The sequence below is a fragment of the Salinicola halophilus genome (genome assembly GCF_003206155.1).
Classification (GTDB): domain Bacteria; phylum Pseudomonadota; class Gammaproteobacteria; order Pseudomonadales; family Halomonadaceae; genus Salinicola; species Salinicola halophilus.
This window is the reverse complement of sequence record NZ_PZJV01000002.1, coordinates 398982-418442: the sequence shown is the minus strand read 5'-3', so window position 1 is coordinate 418442 and position 19461 is coordinate 398982. Positions and strand designations below refer to the sequence as shown.

The 19461-nt window shown below is 65.8% G+C and carries 17 protein-coding genes; 11 read left to right on the top strand and 6 right to left on the bottom strand.

Annotation, left to right across the window (positions count from 1 at the left end; translation table 11 throughout):
- Positions 1 to 2: 2 nt before the first annotated feature.
- From rng to DOM33_RS09535, 5 genes are all read right to left on the bottom strand, one after another.
- Positions 3 to 1466 carry a ribonuclease G gene (gene rng / locus DOM33_RS09555; protein ID WP_110668231.1) on the bottom strand — a complete coding sequence of 488 codons (1464 nt, stop codon included), beginning with the start codon at positions 1464 to 1466 and terminating at the stop codon, positions 3 to 5.
- 246 nt (positions 1467 to 1712) lie between these two features.
- Positions 1713 to 2297, bottom strand: coding sequence for a Maf family protein (locus DOM33_RS09550; RefSeq protein WP_110668229.1), 585 nt, complete (start codon positions 2295 to 2297; stop codon positions 1713 to 1715).
- A gap of 30 nt (positions 2298 to 2327) precedes the next feature.
- On the bottom strand, positions 2328 to 2807 hold the full coding sequence (gene mreD, locus DOM33_RS09545; protein ID WP_110668227.1) for a rod shape-determining protein MreD: 480 nt from the start codon (positions 2805 to 2807) through the stop codon (positions 2328 to 2330).
- Entirely contained in the window at positions 2804 to 3781 is a 978-nt protein-coding gene (gene mreC / locus DOM33_RS09540) for a rod shape-determining protein MreC (RefSeq protein ID WP_275425796.1), read from the bottom strand. The genes mreD and mreC overlap by 4 nt, the downstream gene beginning before the upstream one ends.
- Positions 3782 to 3834: 53 nt before the next feature.
- Positions 3835 to 4872: a rod shape-determining protein gene (locus tag DOM33_RS09535; RefSeq protein WP_110668224.1), complete on the bottom strand. Its 1038-nt coding sequence runs from the start codon at positions 4870 to 4872 to the stop codon at positions 3835 to 3837.
- Between the two features lie 210 nt (positions 4873 to 5082).
- On the opposite strand from DOM33_RS09535, the gene gatC reads away from it, so the two are divergent.
- The 11 genes from gatC (at position 5083) to DOM33_RS09480 (ending at position 17639) form a co-directional block, all read left to right on the top strand.
- Positions 5083 to 5373: an Asp-tRNA(Asn)/Glu-tRNA(Gln) amidotransferase subunit GatC gene (gatC, locus tag DOM33_RS09530; protein WP_110668664.1), complete on the top strand. Its 291-nt coding sequence runs from the start codon at positions 5083 to 5085 to the stop codon at positions 5371 to 5373.
- A 129-nt stretch (positions 5374 to 5502) separates the two neighbouring features.
- Positions 5503 to 6960 carry an Asp-tRNA(Asn)/Glu-tRNA(Gln) amidotransferase subunit GatA gene (gatA, locus tag DOM33_RS09525; RefSeq protein WP_110668222.1) on the top strand — a complete coding sequence of 486 codons (1458 nt, stop codon included), beginning with the start codon at positions 5503 to 5505 and terminating at the stop codon, positions 6958 to 6960.
- On the top strand, positions 6960 to 8411 hold the full coding sequence (gene gatB, locus DOM33_RS09520) for an Asp-tRNA(Asn)/Glu-tRNA(Gln) amidotransferase subunit GatB (protein WP_110668220.1): 1452 nt from the start codon (positions 6960 to 6962) through the stop codon (positions 8409 to 8411). Before gatA ends, gatB begins: the two co-directional genes overlap by 1 nt.
- 256 nt (positions 8412 to 8667) lie before the next feature.
- Entirely contained in the window at positions 8668 to 9519 is an 852-nt protein-coding gene (locus DOM33_RS09515) for an HTD2 family dehydratase (RefSeq protein WP_110668218.1), read from the top strand.
- A complete protein-coding gene (locus tag DOM33_RS09510; RefSeq protein WP_110668216.1) occupies positions 9516 to 10685 on the top strand; it encodes an acyl-CoA dehydrogenase family protein in 1170 nt (389 codons plus the stop codon). Before DOM33_RS09515 ends, DOM33_RS09510 begins: the two co-directional genes overlap by 4 nt.
- A 25-nt stretch (positions 10686 to 10710) precedes the next feature.
- Entirely contained in the window at positions 10711 to 12069 is a 1359-nt protein-coding gene (locus DOM33_RS09505; RefSeq protein ID WP_110668661.1) for an MmgE/PrpD family protein, read from the top strand.
- Positions 12070 to 12162: 93 nt separating this feature from the next.
- Positions 12163 to 13362, top strand: coding sequence for a CaiB/BaiF CoA transferase family protein (locus DOM33_RS09500; protein ID WP_110668215.1), 1200 nt, complete (start codon positions 12163 to 12165; stop codon positions 13360 to 13362).
- A 44-nt stretch (positions 13363 to 13406) separates the two neighbouring features.
- Complete coding sequence (locus tag DOM33_RS09495; protein WP_110668213.1) at positions 13407 to 14237, top strand: HpcH/HpaI aldolase/citrate lyase family protein; 831 nt, start codon at positions 13407 to 13409, stop codon at positions 14235 to 14237.
- Positions 14238 to 14693: 456 nt separating this feature from the next.
- Positions 14694 to 15707 carry a DctP family TRAP transporter solute-binding subunit gene (locus tag DOM33_RS09490; protein ID WP_110668211.1) on the top strand — a complete coding sequence of 338 codons (1014 nt, stop codon included), beginning with the start codon at positions 14694 to 14696 and terminating at the stop codon, positions 15705 to 15707.
- 10 nt (positions 15708 to 15717) lie between these two features.
- Positions 15718 to 16359, top strand: a complete 642-nt coding sequence (locus tag DOM33_RS09485) for a TRAP transporter small permease (RefSeq protein WP_110668209.1) — start codon at positions 15718 to 15720, stop codon at positions 16357 to 16359.
- The gene (locus DOM33_RS09480; protein ID WP_110668207.1) at positions 16356 to 17639 is read left to right on the top strand and encodes a TRAP transporter large permease; all 1284 of its coding nucleotides are present in this window, start codon (positions 16356 to 16358) and stop codon (positions 17637 to 17639) included. The genes DOM33_RS09485 and DOM33_RS09480 overlap by 4 nt, the downstream gene beginning before the upstream one ends.
- Positions 17640 to 17739: 100 nt before the next feature.
- Here DOM33_RS09480 and DOM33_RS09475 read toward each other — a convergent pair whose 3' ends face one another.
- Positions 17740 to 19383, bottom strand: coding sequence for a bifunctional protein-serine/threonine kinase/phosphatase (locus tag DOM33_RS09475; protein WP_420820188.1), 1644 nt, complete (start codon positions 19381 to 19383; stop codon positions 17740 to 17742).
- Positions 19384 to 19461: the final 78 nt, after the last annotated feature.

Genomic DNA, 19461 nt, shown 5'->3' with positions numbered 1-19461 from the left:
CGTTACATCAACACGATGTCGTACTGTTCCTGCGAGTAGTGCGCCTCGACCTGAAACCGGATCGTCTTGCCGATGAAGGACTCGAGATCGGCCACCGCCGCGGACTCCTCGTCGAGCAGCCGGTCGACGACCGACTGCGACGCCAGCACCATGTAGGTTTCGGGTGAGTAGGCCCGCTCCTCGCGCAGGATCTCGCGGAATATCTCGTAGCAGACGGTCTCGGGCGTGCGCATGGCGCCGCGGCCGTGGCAGGTCGGACACGGCTCGCAGAGCGTCTGTTCCAGGCTCTCGCGGGTGCGCTTGCGAGTGAGCTGGACCAGGCCGAGCTCGGTCACGCCGGTGAGCTTGTTCTTGGCGTGATCGCGCTCCAGCGCCTTCTCGAGCACGCGCAGCACCTGGCGCTGATGCTCGAGCTCTTCCATGTCGATGAAATCGATGATGATGATGCCGCCGAGATTGCGCAGCCTGAGCTGGCGCGCGATCGCCGTGGCGGCCTCGAGGTTGGTCTTGAAGATCGTCTCTTCGAGATTGCGATGACCGACGTAGCCGCCGGTATTGACGTCGATGGTGGTCATCGCTTCGGTCTGGTCGATCACCAGATAACCGCCGGACTTGAGCTGCACCTTGCGGCTGAGCGCCTTCTGCAGTTCGTCCTCGACGCTGTAGAGATCGAAGATCGGTCGCTCGCCGGGGTAGTACTCGATGCACGACTCGAGCGTCGGCATGAACTCGCGGGCGAACTCCTTGAGCCGAAAGTAGTTCTCGCGCGAGTCGATGCGCACCTTCTCGATCTGGTCGCGCATCACGTCGCGCAGCGTGCGGATGAACAGCGGCAGGTCGTCGTAGATCGGGCTCGGCGCGGCGGCGGTGAGCTTCTGCTCGGCGATCTTCTGCCAAAGCCGCTGCAGGAAGACCATGTCGGCGAAGAGTTCGTCGCGCCCCACCCCTTCGGCAGCGGTACGCACGATGAACCCGCCCTGATTGTCGTCACCGATCTCGGTTTGGCCAGTTTCGACCAGCGCTCTGAGCCGCTCGCGCTCGCCGTCGTCCTCGATACGCTGGGAAACGCCGACATGCGGCGAGTCCGGCATGTAGACCAGATACCGCGACGGAATCGACAGATGCGTGGTGAGCCGGGCGCCCTTGGAACCGATCGGGTCCTTGGTCACCTGCACCACCAGCGACTGGCCGGCGTGCAGCAGATGACCGATGGAGGCAGCGTCACTGGGATGCGCGTCGGGGGCGATCACTTCGTTGACGTGAATGAAGGCGGCACGCTCGAGACCGATATCGATGAACGCGGCCTGCATGCCGGGCAGGACGCGGGCGACCTTGCCCTTGTAGATGTTGCCCACGATGCCGCGGCGCCGGCTGCGCTCGATGAACGCTTCCTGAAGCACGCCGTTCTCGACGACGGCGACACGCGTCTCCATCGGCGTCAGATTGATCAGTACCTCACCGCTCATGCGGACATCCTTATCGCGGGTAACTGGACGCGAGTGACCAGGCGCAGGTGACTGGGCGCGAGTGACTGGGTAGCGGCGGACGGCGCGCGGCGCCGTCGCGAGGTTATGGTACAGCCCTGTGCGGGTTCGATGGTACAGCCCTGCGCGGGTTTGATGGTACAGCCCTGCGCGGGTTTGTGGTACGACCGCGCTTGCGGGCAAGCCACCTAGCGCCGACGAGCCTTCGTGCGATCCCCATGGCGCGCGTCACGACCAGAGTGGGACGCCCTGGGCGCTCAGAAGTTCGGCGGTCTCGTGAAGCGGCAGGCCGACCACCGCCGAGTAGCTCCCTTCCAGACGCTCGACGAAGATCGCCGCGCGGCCCTGGATGGCGTAGCCGCCCGCCTTGTCGATCGGCTCCCCCGTCGCCCAGTAGGCCGCCATCTCGACCTCGGCGATCTCGCGCAGGTGCACCGTGGTCGCGACACGGCATTCGGTCAGCCCGCGCGGGCCGATGACCGCCACCGCGCTGAGCACCCGGTGGGCACGCCCCGATAGCGCCTCGAGCATTCGGCGCGCGTCCGCGGCATCCGTCGGCTTGCCGAACACCGCGTCGTCGCAGACCACGATCGTATCCGCGCCGAGGGTCGCGAGACCGTCGGCGCGATGACCGGCTTTCGCTTTCTCGCGGGCGAGTCGCGAGACGAAGAGAGGCGCCGACTCGCCGTCATCGCGAGACTCGTCGATGTCGGCGGGGGCGATCTCGACGCTGAGTCCGATCGACGCCAGCAGCTCACGCCGGCGAGGCGACGCGGAAGCTAGACGAAGCGCAGCGGGCGTGGAGGACGACATGAGAAACCTCTAATTGAGGGGTATCGGACGCTAACCGATACCCAGCCGGCGGCGCACCACCTGCATCATCGTGAAGAGCCACGGCCACAGGGCCGCCCCGATCAGCGCGGGGATCAGAAATTCGAGACTCACCGAGACCGGTCCGAAGATGGTGCGCAGCCACTGCTCCAGCAGCTGGGCGATACCCAGCAGCACGAAGACCAGCACCGCCTGCTGCCAGATCGAATAGACCCGAAAGCGCTGATAGAGCAGCAGAAAGAGATAGGCGAGCAGCGAGAGCGTCAGCGCGTTCTGACCCAACGGCGCGCCCTCGATGAGATCCAGCGCCAGCCCCAGCACGAAGCCGTGAATCACGCCGACCCGCTGCGGTGTGGCCACGCACCAGTAGGCCAGCAGGATCCCCAGCCAGTCAGGGCGCCACACCAGCCAGGCGTCCGGCAGCGGCATCACCTGAAGACACAGCGCCAGCAGCAGCGTGAACCAGACAAACAGATAGCCGAAGAGGGTCATGGCGACTCTCCCACGTCCTGGATCTTGAGTGCGGCCGTCAGCCCGGCCTCGCTGATGCGTCCGACGTCCGGGTTGGCCGGGTCGCCGGGCCAGACCACGCGCCGCGCCATCTGCTCGGCGCCGTCCAGGCCATCGGTACTCGGCGGGTCCGGCGGAAACAGCAGCAGGAAGTAGCGCGAGCGCTCCGGCTGGGCGATCGGCTCGGCGGTGACCTCCATGAAGGCCTGGCTCGATTCTCTCTGGACGTCACTGATACGCGCGACCGGATAGCCCCGCGGAAAGCGCCCGCCGAGCCCCGAAGTCACCAGCAGGTCACCTTCGCGGATATCCGCGGTCGCCGGCACGCTGGGAACGTCGAGGATATCCAGCTGCCCGGTACCCTGGGCGATGAAGCGCAGCCCGTTGCGGTTGATCTCCACCGGCACGGCGTGATTGGCATCGGCCACCATCAACACCCGGCTGGTATAGGCGGAGACCGACACGACCTGGCCGATCAACCCCGAGGCATCCATCACTGGCTGGCCGATATAGGCGCCGTCGCGACGACCTCGGTTGATCACGATCTGCTGAGTGAACGGATCGGAGTCCAGCGACAGGAGTTCTGCCGTGATGTAAGGGACATCATCGGGGTTGGGCGCATTGAGCAGTTCGCGAAGATGCACGTTCTCCGCGGTCAGGCTGGCCATGCGCTGTACCCGGTTGGAGAGCGTCAGGAGCTGTTCTCGCAGGCGCTGGTTCTCGTCGATCAGGCTCTGCTGATCGGAGATGGCCATCGCGCCCCAGCGCATGCCTTCACTGGGCAGACTGACCAGCCACTGGATGGGGGCAACGACCGAGGTCAAGTGCGAGCGTGCCGTTTCCACCGCGCTGAAGCGGTGTTCGGCGAACATCAGCCCGAACGCGAGTACCGCACACAGAAGCATGCGGTACGTCGGCACCGGGCCGTAGGAAAACAGCGGTTTGATAGGCCTCACCCCCGCCTACCGGCGACCGCCGCTGCCGAGTGGCGACGGCGGCGCGGATGGCCTCAATCGCTGGAGAGCAGTTCGAAGGTATGCTGGTCGATCATTTCCAGCGCCTTGCCACCGCCGCGCGCCACACAGGTCAGCGGATCTTCCGCGATGATGACCGGAAGCCCGGTTTCCTCGGCGATGAGCTTGTCGATGTCGCGCAGCATCGCCCCGCCACCGGTAAGCACCAGGCCACGCTCGGCGATATCGGAGGCGAGCTCCGGGGGTGACTGCTCGAGCGCGCTTTTCACCGCGGCCACGATCGCCGCCAGCGGCTCCTGCAGCGCATCGAGGATCTCGTGAGAGTTGAGCGTAAAGCTGCGCGGGATGCCCTCGGCCAGGTTACGACCGCGGACGTCGATTTCCCGCAGCTCGCCGCCGGGGTAGGCACAGCCGATCTCTTCCTTGATTCGCTCGGCCGTGGCCTCGCCGATCAGGCTGCCATAGTGGCGGCGCACGTAGGAGGTGATCGCCTCGTCGAAGCGGTCGCCGCCAATGCGGACGGACTCGGAGTAGACGACACCGTTGAGCGAGATGATCGCGATCTCGGTGGTGCCGCCACCGATGTCGACCACCATCGAACCCTGGGCCTCTTCCACCGGCAGTCCGGCACCGATCGCAGCCGCCATCGGCTCTTCGATCAGATAGACGTCACGGGCACCCGCCCCTTCGGCGGACTCCTTGATCGCGCGGCGCTCGACCTGCGTCGACATGCAGGGAACGCAGACCAGGACCCGCGGGCTCGGCGTGAGGAAGGTGCTCTGATGCACCTTGCGGATGAAGTGCTGGAGCATCTGCTCGGTAACGGTGAAATCGGCGATCACGCCATCCTTCATGGGACGGATGGCGGTAATGTTACCGGGCGTGCGCCCGAGCATCCGCTTGGCATCCAGACCCACGGCGGCAACGCTACGCATGTTGCCGGATTGGCGGATGGCCACAACGGAGGGTTCGTCCAGGACGATACCCCGGCCGCGGACGTAAATCAGCGTGTTGGCGGTTCCCAGATCGATCGACAGATCGCTCGAGAACAGCCCCCGTAAACGTTTAAACATGGAAACTTTTACCTAGTCCAGACCGGAACCCTGTGCGGAGGCAAACGGTATCACCGCGGGGGGTAACCAGCAAGCGCGCGCCTGCCAGCGGCGGCGAGATTATGGTAGTCTTGCCCCCATTTTCCGAGGTCCCGGATCGACGTTTCATTGCACTTGAGCATGAACGTTTCGATCGCTTTTTTGACGCGCTTTTCGAATGAGGAACTGCCGATGGCAATCGAACACGCAGACGTTCTGCGAGCAGCCCATCTCGCCCGTCTCGGTTTGAAGGACGATGCCGAAGCCCACGGCTACGTGGATGATCTCACACACATTCTGGAGATGGTCGACCGACTCCAGGCAGTGGATACCGAGGGCGTGGCCCCGCTTTCGCACCCGCTGGACGCCACCCAGCGCCTGCGCCCGGACGAAGTGACCGAATCCAACCAGCGCGAGACGTTCCAGGCCTGCGCCCCGGCGACCACCGAAGGGCTCTACCTGGTGCCTCGCGTCGTCGAGTGAGACTTGCATTGAAATGACGCGCGTCGTTGCGCGACGGCCCGGACCGCGCGCATCGATGACTTTGTTTTTTCGGAACCGCGATGAAGACCCGCTCGCGGCCGGGACCATCCAATAGGGAACTTCGACTCCATGCACCACAAGACGCTCACGGAGCTCGCCCAGGGGCTCAAGGCCGGCGACTTTTCCAGCCGAGAGCTGACGACCCATCTGTTCGAGCGCATCGAGCGCTTCGACGGCGACATCAATAGCTTCATCACCGTCACGCGCGACCAGGCGCTGACGGCGGCCGACGCCGCCGACGCCGCTCGCGCCAAGGGCGACAGCCGCCCGCTGGCCGGTCTGCCGCTGGCGATCAAGGACATCTTCTGCACCCAGGGCGTTCGCACCAGCTGCGGCTCGAAGATGCTCGACAACTTCGAGGCCCCCTATAACGCCACCGTGGTCGAGAAGCTCGAAGCCGCCGGCATGATCAGCCTTGGCAAGACCAACATGGACGAGTTCGCCATGGGCTCGTCGAACGAGACGAGCTACTACGGCGCGGTGAAGAACCCGTGGGATCGCAGTGCCATCCCCGGTGGCTCCTCCGGCGGTAGCGCTGCGGCCGTCGCCGCCGGGCTGGCCCCGGCCGCCATGGGCACCGACACCGGCGGCTCGATTCGTCAGCCGGCAGCTTTCTGCGGCATCACCGGTCTCAAGCCGACCTACGGCCGCGTCTCCCGCTACGGCATGATCGCCTTCGCCTCCAGTCTCGATCAGGGCGGCCCGATGGCGCGCAGCGCGGAAGACTGCGCTCATCTGCTCGGCGCCATGGCAGGGCACGATCTGCGCGACTCCACCAGCGTCTCCCGCGTGGTGCCGGACTACGTCGCCGAACTCGATACGCCGCTGGCCGGGCTCAAGATCGGTTTGCCCAAGGAGTACTTCGGTGACGGTCTCGACAGCGACGTCGAGAGCGCGATTCAGGAAGCGATTCGCGTCTACGAGTCCCTCGGCGCGACGGTGTGCGAGGTCAGCCTGCCGCACACGCATCTGGCCGTGCCGGCCTACTACGTCATCGCCCCGGCAGAGGCGTCGTCCAACCTCTCGCGCTATGATGGCGTGCGTTTCGGCCACCGCTGCGACAACCCCGCCGATCTCGAGGATCTCTACAAGCGCACCCGCGCCGAAGGCTTCGGCGACGAGGTCAAGCGCCGCATCCTGATCGGCACGCACACCCTGTCGGAAGGTTTCTTCGACGCCTACTACCGCAAGGCGCAGCAGGTCCGCCGCCTGATCCGCCAGGACTTCCTCGACGCCTTCGACCAGGTCGACGTGCTGATGGGCCCCGCCGCGCCGACGCCCGCCTTCGACCTCGGCGCCAAGAAAGACCCGGTGTCGATGTACCTGCAGGACATCTACACCATCGCCGTCAACCTGGCCGGCATTCCGGGAATCAGCGTGCCCGCCGGCTTCGCCGGCAAGCGCCCGGTAGGGTTGCAGATTCTCGGCAAGCACTTCGCCGAGGGGCAGCTGCTCAACGTGGCGCATCAGTTCCAGCAGGCGACGGACTGGCACCGCCGCCACCCGGCCGATCAGGAGACAACCTAATGCAGTGGGAAACCGTCATCGGGCTGGAAGTCCACGTTCAGCTCGCGACCCAGTCGAAAATCTTTTCCGGGGCCTCCACCGCGTTCGGCGCCGAGCCCAACACCCAGGCCTGCGCCGTCGATCTGGGACTGCCGGGCGTGCTGCCGGTGCTCAACGAGGGCGCGGTCGCCATGGCGGTGCAGTTCGGCCTCGCCATCGACGCCGAAATCCCCGAGACCTCGCTGTTCGAGCGCAAGAACTACTTCTACCCGGACCTGCCCAAGGGCTATCAGACCAGCCAGATGGCCCAGCCCATCATCGGCAAGGGTGAGGTGGAGCTGGTACTCGACGAGACCGAGCGCAAGACCGTGCGCATTCATCACGCGCACCTGGAAGAGGACGCCGGCAAGTCGCTGCACGAAGACTTTCACGGCATGAGCGGGATCGATCTCAACCGCGCCGGTACCCCGCTTTTGGAGATCGTCTCCGAGCCCGACATGCGCTCGGCCAGGGAAGCGGTCGCCTACATCCGCGCGATCCACGCCATCGTCACCTATCTGGGGATCTCCGACGGCAACATGGCCGAGGGTTCGATGCGCTGCGACGTCAACGTCTCCGTGCGGCCCAAGGGGCAGGAAGCCTTCGGCACCCGTGCCGAGATCAAGAACGTCAACTCGTTCCGCTTCGTCGAACGGGCGATCGAGTTCGAGGTCGAGCGCCAGATCGAGCTGATCGAGGACGGCGGCAAGGTGGTGCAGGAGACGCGCCTCTACGACCCGGATCTCGACGAGACCCGCAGCATGCGCACCAAGGAAGAAGCCAACGACTACCGTTACTTCCCCTGCCCCGACCTGCTGCCGATCATGCTGGATTCCGCGTACATCGAGCACCAGCGCACCACCCTGCCGGAGCTGCCCACCGAGAAGCGCAATCGCTTCGAGAGCGATCTCGGCCTCTCCGCCTACGATGCCGGCGTGCTCTCCGCGACGCGCCCGACGGCGGAGTACTTCGAGGCCGTTCTCGCCGTGTGCGGCGATGCCAAGCAGGCCGCCAACTGGGTCCAGGGCGAACTCTCCGCGCATCTCAACCGCGAAAACATCGACATCAAGAACAGCCCGGTCACCCCGGAGCAGCTCGGTGGGCTGATCAGCCGTGTGCTCGATGACACCATCAACGGGAAGGCCGCCAAACAGGTCTTTGCCGCCCTGTGGAACAACGACGGTCAGAGCGCCGACGAGATCATCGACGCCCAGGGGCTCAAGCAGGTCACCGATACCGGCGCCATCGAAGCGATGATCGACCAGGTCATTGCCGACAACCCGGTCCAGGTAGCCCAGTACCGCGAAGCGGACGAAGCCAAGCGCGGCAAGATGATCGGCTTCTTCGTCGGTCAGGTGATGAAAGCCTCTCGCGGCACCGCCAACCCGCAGCAGGTCAACGGCGTGCTCAAGCAGAAGCTGGACGAGGCGTAAGCCCACCGCACGCTCGCCCGAGACGTTAGCAACGCTCGCCCTGCGACACCTCGCGTGTCGCGGGGCGTTTTCGTTGGGTGATACCCCGATGCCGGACGCTGGCAGGCTTCTCGCCTCGCTCGACATGGCCCGCCACCGCCCCTACCACCAAGGTCGCATTCAGCAAAACCGAAGGCCCCCACCGCGAAAGCCGAATGGCCGCCACGACGCCTTTCGAGGATGCTGACGGCATTGGACATCCTCGAGGGCAAGCCGCATGTCGCAGGAACCGTTGGACCGCTGGATCGGCAACCAGGAGCGCTGTTCGGATGCGCTCGATCCGGCGCTCGCCGCGCGGGTCGCGGCGACGCTCGGGCACGACTGCCCGGCGCCGGGTCAGGCGCTGCCGCCACTCTGGCACTGGGCGTTCTTCCAGAACCCGGTTACCGCCGACGGCCTGGGCGCGGACGGCCACGCGGCGCGGGGCGGCTTTCTGCCGCCGGCGGACGATCGCAATCGCATGTGGGCGGGGGGGCGCGTCGAATTCCTGGCCCCGTTGCGGGTGGGCATCGCGGCCGAACGCGAATCGACCGTCACCGACATTCAGGAGAAGCAGGGCCGCACCGGTGCCCTGCTGTTCGTGACGGTTCGGCACGACTACCGCCAAGGCGACGACATCGCCATCCGCGAAACGCAGGAGATCGTCTACCGCCAGCCCGCCCCGCCGAAGCGTGAACTCGACGAGCCGATGCCGGACGCGGAATGGTCGCGCACCGTTACCCCGACGCCGACGCTGCTCTTTCGCTACTCGGCGGTGACCTTCAACGGCCACCGCATCCACTACGACTGGCCCTACGCCACCGAGACGGAGGGCTACGCCGATCTGGTCGTCCACGGCCCGCTCATCGCCACGCTGCAGCTCGACACCTTCTGCGCCGCCCACCCCGAGGCTCGCGTCACCGAGTTCACCTATCGCGGCCTACGCCCGCTGACCGCCGAGCGCACCTTCCAGACCACCGGTCGGCTCGTCTCACCGGGTCGCGCCGAACTCACCGCCGGCAACGAGTTCGGGCCGGCGCACCGCGCCAGCGTCAGTTTCGACATCGATCACGGAGATCCAACCCCATGAGCGTCGCCCCACTGGATCAAGAGTCTCTGGACGCCATCCGTGACGGCGTTCGCAGCGTCTGCCAGAACTACAGCGCCGAGTACTGGCGCGGTATCGACGAGCAGCAGGGCTTTCCCGACGCCTTCGTTACCGAGCTGACCGAGGCCGGCTGGCTGGCGGCGATGATTCCCGAAGCGTTCGGCGGCTCGGGGCTGGGCCTTGCCGAGGCCTCGGTGATCCTCGAGGAGGTCAATCGCTGCGGCGGCAACGCCGGCTTCGTGCACGGCCAGATGTACAACATGGCCACCCTGCTCAAGCACGGCAGCGAAACGCAGAAGGCGGAGATACTGCCCCGACTCGCCAGCGGCGAGCTTCGCCTGCAGTCGATGGCAGTGACCGAGCCCACCGCCGGCACCGATACCACCCAGATCAAGACCACCGCGATCAAGCGCGGCGACAAGTACGTGATCAACGGCCAGAAGGTCTGGATCTCCCGGGTGCAGCACTCGGATCTGATGATTCTTCTGGCGCGCACCACGCCACTGGCCGAGGTCGCCCGCAAGTCCGAGGGGATGTCGATCTTCCTGGTCGATCTGCACCAGGCGATCGACAACGGCATGAGCGTGCAGCCGATCTCCAACATGGTCGGCCACGAAACCAACGAGCTCTTCTTCGACGAGCTCGAACTCCCCGAAGAGAGCCTGATCGGCGAGGAGGGCAAGGGGTTTCGCTACATTCTCGACGGGCTCAACGCCGAGCGTACGCTGATCGCCGCCGAGTGCATCGGCGACGGCCGCTGGTTCATCGACAAGGCGCGCCACTACGCCGGCGAGCGCGTGGTCTTCGGCCGGCCCATCGGGCAGAACCAGGGCGTGCAGTTCCCCATCGCCGAGGCGCACATCGAGGTGGAAGCCGCCGATCTGATGCGCTGGCAGGCGTGCCAGGCGTTCGATGCGGGCCAGCCCGCCGGCGCCAGCGCCAACATGGCGAAGTATCTGGCGGCGAAGGCCTCTTGGGAGGCCGCCAACGTCTGCCTGCAGACTCACGGCGGCTTCGGCTTCGCCACCGAGTACGACGTCGAGCGCAAGTTCCGCGAGACGCGGCTCTATCAGGTCGCCCCGATCTCCACCAACCTGATTCTCTCCTACGTGGCCGAGCATCTGCTCGATCTGCCGCGTTCGTTCTGATCGATCAACCGTGACCGGAGCCGAGATGCCTGCCATCGACTACACCCATCGTCTCGCCGAGTTCCTGGCGTCGCTACGCTTCGAGCAGCTTCCTTCGGATGGGGTCGCGCGCTGCCAGGCACTCTATCTCGACTGGCTGGGCTCGGCGCTGGCAGGCAAAGGCCACGCGCCGATACCGCTGTTCGAGGACTACAGCCGGCTGATGGGGCCGAGCGATGGCCCCAGCCAGCAGCTCACCGATCGCCGCATGACCTCGCCGCCGTTCGCGGCGATGGTCAACGCCGCGGCCTCCCACGTGGTCGAACAGGACGATCTCCACAACGCCTCGGTGCTGCAACCCGGCACGGTGGTCTTTCCGGCGGCACTGGCGACGGCGCAGGCGCTCGGCGCGAGCGGCGCCGACTTCATCACCGCCGCGGTGGCGGGCTACGAGGCCGGGATTCGCGTCGGCGAATTCCTCGGCCGCTCGCACTATCGCCTCTTCCACACCACCGGCACCGCCGGGACGATCGCCGCCGCCGTCGCGACCGGCAAGCTGTTGAAGCTCGATACCGACGGCTTCGTCAACCTGCTGGGTAGCGCCGGCACCCAGGCAGCAGGGCTGTGGGAGTTCCTGCGCGACGCCGCCGATTCCAAACAATTGCACACCGCCAAGGCGGCCGCCGACGGCGTGCTCGCGGCCTATCTCACCCGGGCCGGACTCACCGGAGCGCGCCATCTGCTCGAAGGGCCGCAGGGGCTGGGCGCCGGCATGTCTCGCGATGCCGACCCCGAGCGGCTGATCGCCGGGCTCGGCAGCCGCTGGGCGCTGACCGAGACCTCGTTCAAGTTCCACGCCTCGTGCCGGCATACGCACCCGGCGGCGGATGCGCTGCAGACGCTGATGGCCCGCGAATCGCTTCGCCATGACGACATCCACGCGCTCACCGCCCACGTGCATCAGGCGGCGATCGACGTGCTGGGACCGGTGACGGTCCCTCGCACGATCCATCAGGCGAAGTTCTCGATGGGCACGGTACTCGGACTGATCGCGGTATATGGGGAGGCGAGTCTCGAGCGGTTTCGCGACTCGGCCCTGCAGGACCCGCGGGTGGCGGCATTTCGCGAGCGCGTCTCGATGACCCTCGACGACGAGATCGACGCGGCCTATCCCCGCCGCTGGCTGGGTCGGGTCGAGGTGACCACCCGCGACGGGCGCACGTTGAGCGCGGCCATCGACGAGCCCAAGGGCGACCCCGGCAATACGCTGGAACGCGACGAACTCGAGGCGAAGTTTCGTCGCCTGCTCGCCTTTTCCGGCGCTGCCGATGCCGACGAGGCCACGCGACTGATCGCTCACGCCTGGGCGCTCGCCGGGCTCGAGCGATTCGAGACGCTGCTTTAACGATTCGGCTTGCAACGCTTCGGCGTTACCCCATCTTCCGGCGGCGTCGCTCAGCTTGAGGGCGTAACGCCGCCGGCTTCGACAGGAGTCTTCATGACCGGCCAAGCCCCCCGCCCGCTCGACGGCATCACCGTGGTCAGCCTCGAGCACGCCATCGCGGCGCCCTTCTGCACCCGCCAGCTCGCCGATCAGGGCGCGCGAGTGATCAAGATCGAACGTCCCGGCGTCGGCGATTTCGCTCGCGGCTACGACGAGCGGGTCAACGGCCTCGCCTCGCATTTCGTCTGGACCAACCGGTCGAAGGAGAGTCTGACGCTGGATCTCAAGCATGCCGATGCTCGCCCCGTGCTCGACACCCTGCTCGGCGAGGCCGACGTGCTGGTGCAGAACCTCGCCCCCGGCGCGGCGGCGCGCATGGGGCTCGACTTCGACAGCCTGCATGCGCGCTACCCCAGGCTGATCGTCTGCGATATCTCCGGCTACGGCGAAGGCGGCCCGTATGCGACCAAGAAAGCCTACGACCTGCTGATCCAGAGCGAGGCGGGCTTTCTCTCGGTGACCGGCGGCCCGGAACCGGAAGCGATGGCCAAGGCCGGCTGCTCGGTGGCGGACATCGCCGCGGGCATGTACGCCTACTCCAACATTCTCTCAGCGCTGCTGCTGCGCGGACGCACCGGTGAAGGTTCCGGTATCGACGTCTCGATGCTGGAAAGTCTCGTCGAGTGGATGGGCTATCCGATGTACTACGCCTTCGACGGCGCCCCGCCACCGCCCCGCGCCGGCGCCTCGCACTCGACCATCTATCCCTACGGCCCCTTCGCCACCGGCGATGGCGGCACCGTCATGCTGGGTCTGCAGAACGAGCGGGAGTGGGCGCTCTTCTGCGAGGGGGTGCTCGAGATGCCGCGGCTCGCCACCGACGACCGCTTCGACGCCAACTTCAAGCGCTCGGCCAACCGCGACGCGCTGCGGGAAATCATCCTCGGTGTCTTCGGCGAGCTCACCGCCGACGGCGTCATTGCCAGGCTCGATGCCGCCCAGATCGCCAATGCCCACGTCAACGACATGACCGGCGTCTGGCATCATGCGCAGCTCGCCGCTCGCGACGGCTGGCGCGAGGTCGACACCCCTAGCGGGCGCGTGCCGGCGCTGGTGCCGCCGGGCCGCAGCAGCGCCTACGCCCCGCGCATGGATGCCGTGCCCGCCCTCGGCGAGCACAGCGAGGCGATCCTCGAGGCGCTGGGCTATGACGCCGCCACCGTGGCACACCTGCGCGAAAACGGTACGATCTGACGCGGCGGGTCGGTCCGCCACTGTCGTCGAATGGAGAACGCCTCATGCTCAACGCCCAGCCCCCGATCTGTCGCTCGGCGCTATTCGTGCCCGCCAACCGGGCCGAGCGCATCCCCAAAGCGTTCGCCGCCGGCGCCGACCGGGTCATCGTCGACCTGGAGGACGCCGTCGCCCCCGAAGCGAAGGACGCCGCCCGCGAGGCCCTCGGCGAACGGCTCGATGCCGGCGAATTCGACGGTATCTGGCTGCGTGTCAACGCGCCGGACAGCCTCGCGTTCGAGACCGATCTGGCGTTCTGCCGCACACACCCGGGGCTTGCCGGCATCGTCGTACCCAAGGCCGAGACCGAGGCGTCGCTCGAACGGCTCGCGGCCTTCGGCCTGCCGCTGCTGCCGCTGATCGAGAGCGCCGCGGGGCTAGCCGCGCTGGCGGGCCTGAGCCGGGTCGCGGGCGTCGAGCGACTGAGCTTCGGGGCGCTGGATCTGAGCCTGGATCTCGGCAGCGAGCCCGGTAGTGAGGGTGGCGAGTGGCTGCTGGACCAGGCCCGCTATCAGCTCGTGCTGCACTCGCGCCTGGCCGGGCTCGCCCCGCCGCTGGAGACCGTACTGCCGGATTTCCGCGATCTGGCGCGAGTCGAGCGCGTCGCCCGCCGCGCCGTCGAGATGGGTTACGCCGGTATGCTCTGTATCCATCCGCATCAGGTCGACGCCGTGCATCGCGGTCTCACCCCGAGCGAGGCCCAGCGCGACTGGGCGAAACGCGTACTCGACGCCGCCGAGCGAAGCGCGGATGCCGCTCAGGTGGATGGACAAATGATCGATGCACCGGTGATCGAGCGAGCCCGGCGGCTGATCGCGCGTGCCGGCGCCGCGTAACGTGGCGATAGCCATTCGTCCCGGGAGGTCGTGACGCAAGAAGTCACGGTGCCGCCATAAAAATCGCATTCCTCCGATAATCCGGCTGCGTAAATCGGTTGAGATCGCGAGCGCGAAATCGCGGTAATTTTCGAGATTAGTCACAGAAATTTCCGCGACGATCATCCCGAACAATATCGTCCAGAAACACGAACATCGACGCCGACGCCGCTCGATGCCGGTTTCCGTCAGACGCCTTGCGTGCCGCACCTTCGAGCGAAAGTCGCCCTGCTTCGGTGCGGCGGCGGGCGCCCTCTTTTTGTAACTAAAAAAACCGCATTTACCCCGTAAAACCGGGCAAACCGCCACTAAGGTTGAATGGTCGTTACAAAACGCCTCCGCCCATACTCCGCGAGTCGAAGCCGCTCATGCCGGCGGCTTTTTCCGCTTAATGAACAATAAAACGGAGCGTGCCCCATGCCATTTCTCACTCGTCATTTCCTGCTCGGCACCGCCGGATGCGTCGCCCTCGTCGCGAGTATCGGCGCCCACGCGCAGGACCCCATCGTGATCAAGTTCTCCCACGTCGTGGCCGAGAACACCCCCAAGGGTCAGGGTGCCCAACTCTTTGCCGAGGAGGTGGAAGAGCGACTCGGCGATCGCGTCCGCGTCGAGGTCTATCCCAACTCGTCGCTCTACGGTGACGGCAAGGAGATGGAAGCACTGCTGCTCGGCGACGTTCAGATGCTGGCGCCTTCGCTTGCCAAGTTCGAGCAGTACAGCCCGAGCATCCAGCTCTACGATCTTCCCTTTCTGTTCGACGACATCGAGGCGGTCGATCGCTTCCAGCAGGGAGAGGCCGGCCAGGGTCTGCTCGACTCCATGCAGGAACGCAACATCCAGGGGCTCGCCTACTGGCACAACGGCATGAAGCAGCTCTCCGCCAACAAGGCGCTGCACGAACCCCGCGATGCCCGTGGTCTGAAGTTTCGCGTCCAGGCTTCCGACGTGCTCGACGAACAGTTCAAGGAGCTACGAGCGGTGCCGCGCAAGATGAGCTTCGGCGAGGTCTACCAGGCGCTGCAGACCGGCGTGGTCAACGGTCAGGAGAACACCTGGTCCAACATCTACAGCCAGAAGATGCACGAGGTGCAGCCCTACATCACCGAATCCAACCACGGGATCATCGACTACATGGTGATCACCAACGCCGATTTCTGGAACGGTCTACCGGACGACCTGCGCAGCGAACTCGACGCGATCCTGGTCGATGTCACGCAGCAGGTGAACCAGCAGGCCTTCGATCTCAACCAGCAGGCCAAGCAGGCGATCGTCGACGCCGGAACCAGCGAGATCATCCAGCTCTCGCCGGAGGAGCGCGAAGAGTGGCGCGAAGCGATGCGCCCGGTGTGGGAGAACTTCGAAGACGAGATCGGCGCTGATCTGATCGATGCCGCCGAAAACGCCAACACCTCCTCGACCCCTCAGTAACGAGCCGGCCATGTCACGTTTCCTGCGTGCCTGGGCGCATCTGGAGGAGGGCCTGGTGGCCTTCCTCCTCGCCCTCATGACTCTGGTGACCTTCTCCTATGTGATGGTCAACAACCTCTATACCGTCTTCTACGATGCCGCCGACGCGCTCCCCTTCGCAGAGACGCCACTCCTGGCGATCGGCGACTTCATCATCGACCTCGCCCAGCGGATGACCTGGAGCGTGGCCTTGACCAAGGCGTGCTTCGCCTGGCTGATCTTTCTGGGTATCGCCTACATCGTGCGAATCGGGGCCAATATCGGCGTCGACCTGCTGATTCGGCTGCTGCCGGTCACGCTCAGACGCGGGGTCGGCATCGTGACGTGTCTGATCTGCATCGCCTATACGGCGCTTTTCATGGTCGCCAGCGCCACCTGGGTGCAGGCGCTGATGCGCGCCGGTATCGGGGCCGAGGATCTCGACCGCTACGGGGTGCTGCAGTGGCACATCACCGTCGTGGTGCCGGTCGGTTTCCTGCTGGTATTGGTTCGGCTGATCGAGGTGCTGATCCGCATGCTGCGCGGCAAGCAGATCACCATGGAGCTCACCAACGAATCGACCGAGGCACTCAAACTCCAGGACGAGGCGAGCCTCGAAGGGAAATCGTCATGACCATCGCCTTTCTCTTCATCGTGCTGTTCGGTCTGCTCTTTCTCAACGTGCCGATCGCCTTCTCGCTTGGCATCGCAAGCTCGCTGACGATTCTGCTGTTCAGCCAGGACTCGCTGAGCTCGCTGGCCATCAAGCTGTTCGAGACCTCGGAGCACTACACGCTGCTGGCGATCCCGTTTTTCATTCTGGCCGGCGCCTTCATGACCAGCGGCGGCGTGGCGCGACGGCTGATCAACTTCGCCAACGCCTGCGTCGGCCATATCCGTGGTGGCCTGGCGATCGCCTCGGTGCTCGCCTGCGTGATGTTCGCGGCACTCTCCGGCTCATCGCCGGCGACGGTGGCTGCGGTCGGGTCGGTGGTGATCGCGGGCATGGCACGCTCGGGCTACTCCAAGGATTTCGGCACCGGCATCGTGTGTAACGCGGGGACGCTGGGCATCCTGATTCCGCCGTCGATCGTGATGGTGGTCTACGCCACGGTCACCGAAAGCTCGGTAGGCAAGATCTTCGTCGCCGGGGTCGTGCCCGGCCTGCTGCTGGGTCTGATACTGATGGTGGCGATCTACATCGTCGCTCGGGTGAAGAACATGCCGGCGCTGCCGAAGCCGTCGGTGACGGAATTTCTCGCCACGGCGCGCAAGGCGAGCTGGGGGCTCTTGACCATCGTCATCGTGCTCGGCGGTATCTACGGCGGGTTCTTCACGCCCACCGAGGCCGCCGCCGTGGCGGCGGTCTACGCCGGGTTCGTCGCGCTGTTCGTCTATCGCGACATCACCTTCAAGCAGTGTCCGGGCGTGCTGCTGGATGCGGCCAAGCTCTCGGTGGTGCTGATGTTCATCATCGCCAACGCCATGCTGTTCGCCCATGTGCTGACCACCGAGCAGATCCCCCAGACGATCACGGCCTGGGTGGTCGATCAGGGCTTCTCGCCGATCACCTTCCTGCTGGTGGTGAACGTCGTCCTGCTGGTGGCGGGCGCCTTCATGGAGCCCTCGGCGATCATCCTGATCCTGGCGCCGATACTCTTCCCGGTGGCCATGGAGCTCGGGATCGATCCGGTTCACTTCGGCATCATCATGGTGGTCAACATGGAGATCGGCTTGGTGACCCCGCCCGTCGGCCTGAATCTGTTCGTCGCCTCTGCGGTCACCGGCATGCCGCTGACGCGCACGATTCGTGCCGCGACCCCGTGGCTGTTCTTGCTGCTCGGCTTTTTGCTGATGGTCACCTATATTCCCTTCCTGTCGCTGGGGCTGCCGAACTGGCTGGGAATGCCGTAGCGCCAGGATCACCCACGCGACAAACGACGAAGGCGCCAACTGGCGCCTTCATCGCATTCGCGTTCCCGGGGTCTCCTCGCTTACGCCCTTACTTACGCCCTTACTTCAGCCACCAGGAGAGCACGAGCAGCGCCAGCAGTACGGTCGCGATCGCCTGCCAGACGTTGGCCGGTTCGCGCCACGGCGGCCGGCCGCTCTCGACCTCGCTCTTGGGCGTCGGGCGCAGGTGATAGGCGAACTCCGAGATGCGCCGAAAGCGCAGCGCGCGCAGCGGGTCCAGCGAGCGCCGCAGGGCGTCGTCGAGATCCTCGCTGATCGCCGGATTGCTCAAGCGCGCCCGGCGGTAGGTCATGCGCTCGAGATCGGTGTGGCTGCGCAGATGGTTGGGCAGCATGGTGTAGGGCAGGTGGCCGGTGAGCATCCAGTAGACGGTCGAGGCAAGCGCATATTGATCGCTGCGGCGGCCGACGTCGGTATCGAGCGCGTACTCCGGCGCGCTGTGCTCGTTGAGCCCCACCTGCCGCGCCAGCTCTTTCGCCTCGCTCTGGCCGTCGCTCTCGCGCTTGTGGCAGGCCCCGAAGTCGATCAGCTGCAGATTGCCGTGACGGTCGATCAGGATGTTGTCGGGGTGAATGATCTGGTGCAGCACGTCGTGGCGGTGCAGCGCCTGGACCGCCTTGACCAGCTGGCGCGCGAGCTCGAGGCGCTGCTTGAGACTCGCCTGCGGATGCCGGCCGAGCCATTCGGTGAGTGTCTCGCCCTCGACGTACTCCATCAGGTAGTAGAGATGCCGTCGGGGACGGGCGGATTCGACCACGCTGACTACGAAGGGCGAGTGAATTCGCTCGACGACCCACTGCTGAAGCGCGAAGTGTTCGAGATAGACGTTGCGCGGCGAGAGCTCCGGACTGGGCGCCTTCATCACCATGTCGCCGCTGCGCCGGGCGTCGCGAACACGATAGATTCTCGCCCGGGGCGTGCGCGAGAGCACCTCGATCACGTCGAGCCCGTCGATTCGTTCGCCGGCTTCGAGCTCCGGCGGCACCGGCAGATGATGAAAGCGTCGCGGCGGATGATCGGACTCGATCTCGGGCAGGCGGTCGACACGCACCAGCTGGAAGCAGAACTGGTTGGCGTTGTAGCCGCGCTCGCTGGCACGCTGATTGGCCGCCTCCGCGAGCCGCTCGCAGGCGGCGTCGAGATCGCTGACGTCGGCGCGGATGAGCTGCACGTACTCCGAGGGTACGAGCGTGCCGCGAACCGCCTGGGTCATGAACAGGAACAGATCGCCCTGCTTGAGCGGGAAGGTGGAGTAGTCGATGTCGACATGGCCATCCATCCCCAGCGCCCGGGAGGGATAGCGGTAGCCGCCGAGGTCGGTGACGTGATCCCGCGTCAGCTGCTCGAATTCCGCGCCACGAATCCGGAACACCAGCGTGTCGCCCATGTGAAACAGATGCGCCTGATGCTGATGGAAGATCATCGCCGACAGCGAGCAGATGTAGCTCCCGCCCTCGATATAGCCGCTCTGGCTGTGGGACCAGCTGTTGAGCGCCCGCAGCACCCGCGTTGCCGAGGTCTTGATATCCCAGTGCTCGGGCGTCGAATAGTAGTCGGCGAGAAAGCCGCGAACGCTGAGATCCCCCGCCTGCTTGGCGATCGAATTGCGCCAGGTCGAGTCGCTGATCAACGCGCACCCGCCCTTCGACAGCATCGGCTCTTCCGGCGGGATCTGGACCGACATCGAGCTGCGGTGACGATGCAGATCCGGCGCCACGAACGCCTGCCCATAGGTCAGCGACAACGAGCTCTTCGACAACGT

Coding starts and splice junctions, on each gene's coding strand:
- rng (WP_110668231.1), bottom strand. CDS start 1,466: ATGAGCGGTGAGGTACTGATCAATCTGACGCCGATGGAGACGCGTGTC.
- DOM33_RS09550 (WP_110668229.1), bottom strand. CDS start 2,297: ATGTCGTCCTCCACGCCCGCTGCGCTTCGTCTAGCTTCCGCGTCGCCT.
- mreD (WP_110668227.1), bottom strand. CDS start 2,807: ATGACCCTCTTCGGCTATCTGTTTGTCTGGTTCACGCTGCTGCTGGCG.
- DOM33_RS09535 (WP_110668224.1), bottom strand. CDS start 4,872: ATGTTTAAACGTTTACGGGGGCTGTTCTCGAGCGATCTGTCGATCGAT.
- gatC (WP_110668664.1), top strand. CDS start 5,083: ATGGCAATCGAACACGCAGACGTTCTGCGAGCAGCCCATCTCGCCCGT.
- gatA (WP_110668222.1), top strand. CDS start 5,503: ATGCACCACAAGACGCTCACGGAGCTCGCCCAGGGGCTCAAGGCCGGC.
- gatB (WP_110668220.1), top strand. CDS start 6,960: ATGCAGTGGGAAACCGTCATCGGGCTGGAAGTCCACGTTCAGCTCGCG.
- DOM33_RS09515 (WP_110668218.1), top strand. CDS start 8,668: ATGTCGCAGGAACCGTTGGACCGCTGGATCGGCAACCAGGAGCGCTGT.
- DOM33_RS09510 (WP_110668216.1), top strand. CDS start 9,516: ATGAGCGTCGCCCCACTGGATCAAGAGTCTCTGGACGCCATCCGTGAC.
- DOM33_RS09505 (WP_110668661.1), top strand. CDS start 10,711: ATGCCTGCCATCGACTACACCCATCGTCTCGCCGAGTTCCTGGCGTCG.
- DOM33_RS09500 (WP_110668215.1), top strand. CDS start 12,163: ATGACCGGCCAAGCCCCCCGCCCGCTCGACGGCATCACCGTGGTCAGC.
- DOM33_RS09495 (WP_110668213.1), top strand. CDS start 13,407: ATGCTCAACGCCCAGCCCCCGATCTGTCGCTCGGCGCTATTCGTGCCC.
- DOM33_RS09490 (WP_110668211.1), top strand. CDS start 14,694: ATGCCATTTCTCACTCGTCATTTCCTGCTCGGCACCGCCGGATGCGTC.
- DOM33_RS09485 (WP_110668209.1), top strand. CDS start 15,718: ATGTCACGTTTCCTGCGTGCCTGGGCGCATCTGGAGGAGGGCCTGGTG.
- DOM33_RS09480 (WP_110668207.1), top strand. CDS start 16,356: ATGACCATCGCCTTTCTCTTCATCGTGCTGTTCGGTCTGCTCTTTCTC.
- DOM33_RS09475 (WP_420820188.1), bottom strand. CDS start 19,383: ATGTCGGTCCAGATCCCGCCGGAAGAGCCGATGCTGTCGAAGGGCGGG.